The sequence below is a fragment of the Vibrio sp. HENC-03 genome (assembly GCF_000305755.2).
Lineage (GTDB): Bacteria > Pseudomonadota > Gammaproteobacteria > Enterobacterales > Vibrionaceae > Vibrio > Vibrio owensii.
In genome coordinates, this window is the sequence record NZ_JH976105.1 from 1 (window position 1) to 1607 (window position 1607).

The 1607-nt window shown below is 49.8% G+C and carries 1 rRNA gene; it reads left to right on the forward strand.

Going from position 1 to position 1607, the window contains the following annotated elements:
* Positions 1 to 139: 139 nt before the first annotated feature.
* A 23S ribosomal RNA gene (locus tag VCHENC03_RS17170) occupies positions 140 to 1607 on the forward strand; the annotation flags it as partial.

Genomic DNA, 1607 nt, shown 5'->3' on the forward strand with positions numbered 1-1607 from the left:
AAGTGTTCTTGGGAATATCACTTTTACAGTGATTATTCGAAATTGAGTCCGGCAAAATCGAAATGTCTCTCGCTCATTCAAATAATGAGAGACAACTTTGGTGATTTGAACATCAACTCGAAACTCCTTCGGGTTGTATGGTTAAGTGACTAAGCGTACACGGTGGATGCCTTGGGCAGTCAGAGGCGATGAAGGACGTATTAACTTGCGATAAGCCCAGATTAGGTAGTAAAAACCATTTGAGTCTGGGATTTCCGAATGGGGAAACCCACTTACATAAGTAAGTATCGCTGCGTGAATACATAGCGCAGCGAGGCGAACCGGGGGAACTGAAACATCTAAGTACCCCGAGGAAAAGAAATCAACCGAGATTCCGAAAGTAGCGGCGAGCGAAATTGGACTAGCCCTTAAGCTTTTTATGCGTCAGGTGAAACTTCTGGAAAGTTGTGCGATACAGGGTGATAGCCCCGTAACCGGCAACGCATATAAAGTGAAATCGAGTAGGGCGGGACACGTGATATCCTGTCTGAATATGGGGGGACCATCCTCCAAGGCTAAATACTACTGACTGACCGATAGTGAACCAGTACCGTGAGGGAAAGGCGAAAAGAACCCCTGTGAGGGGAGTGAAATAGAACCTGAAACCGTGTACGTACAAGCAGTAGGAGCACCTTCGTGGTGTGACTGCGTACCTTTTGTATAATGGGTCAGCGACTTATATTCAGTGGCAAGGTTAACCATCTAGGGGAGCCGTAGCGAAAGCGAGTGTTAACTGCGCGACTCAGTCGCTGGATATAGACCCGAAACCAGGTGATCTAGCCATGGGCAGGTTGAAGATTGAGTAACATCAATTGGAGGACCGAACCGACTAATGTTGAAAAATTAGCGGATGACTTGTGGCTAGGGGTGAAAGGCCAATCAAACCTGGAGATAGCTGGTTCTCCCCGAAAGCTATTTAGGTAGCGCCTCGGACGAATACTACTGGGGGTAGAGCACTGTTAAGGCTAGGGGGTCATCCCGACTTACCAACCCTTTGCAAACTCCGAATACCAGTAAGTACTATCCGGGAGACACACGGCGGGTGCTAACGTCCGTCGTGGAGAGGGAAACAACCCAGACCGCCAGCTAAGGTCCCAAATTACTACTAAGTGGGAAACGATGTGGGAAGGCTCAGACAGCCAGGATGTTGGCTTAGAAGCAGCCATCATTTAAAGAAAGCGTAATAGCTCACTGGTCGAGTCGGCCTGCGCGGAAGATGTAACGGGGCTAAGTAGTAAACCGAAGCTGCGGCAATGCACTTTGTGCATTGGGTAGGGGAGCGTTCTGTAAGCGGTTGAAGGTGTGTGGTAACGCATGCTGGACGTATCAGAAGTGCGAATGCTGACATGAGTAACGATAAAGGGGGTGAAAAACCTCCTCGCCGGAAGACCAAGGGTTCCTGTCCAACGTTAATCGGGGCAGGGTAAGTCGACCCCTAAGGCGAGGCCGAAAGGCGTAGTCGATGGGAAACGGGTTAATATTCCCGTACTTCTTACAATTGCGATGGGGGGACGGAGAAGGCTAGGTGGGCCTGGCGACGGTTGTCCAGGTTCAAGTGCGTAGGCTGA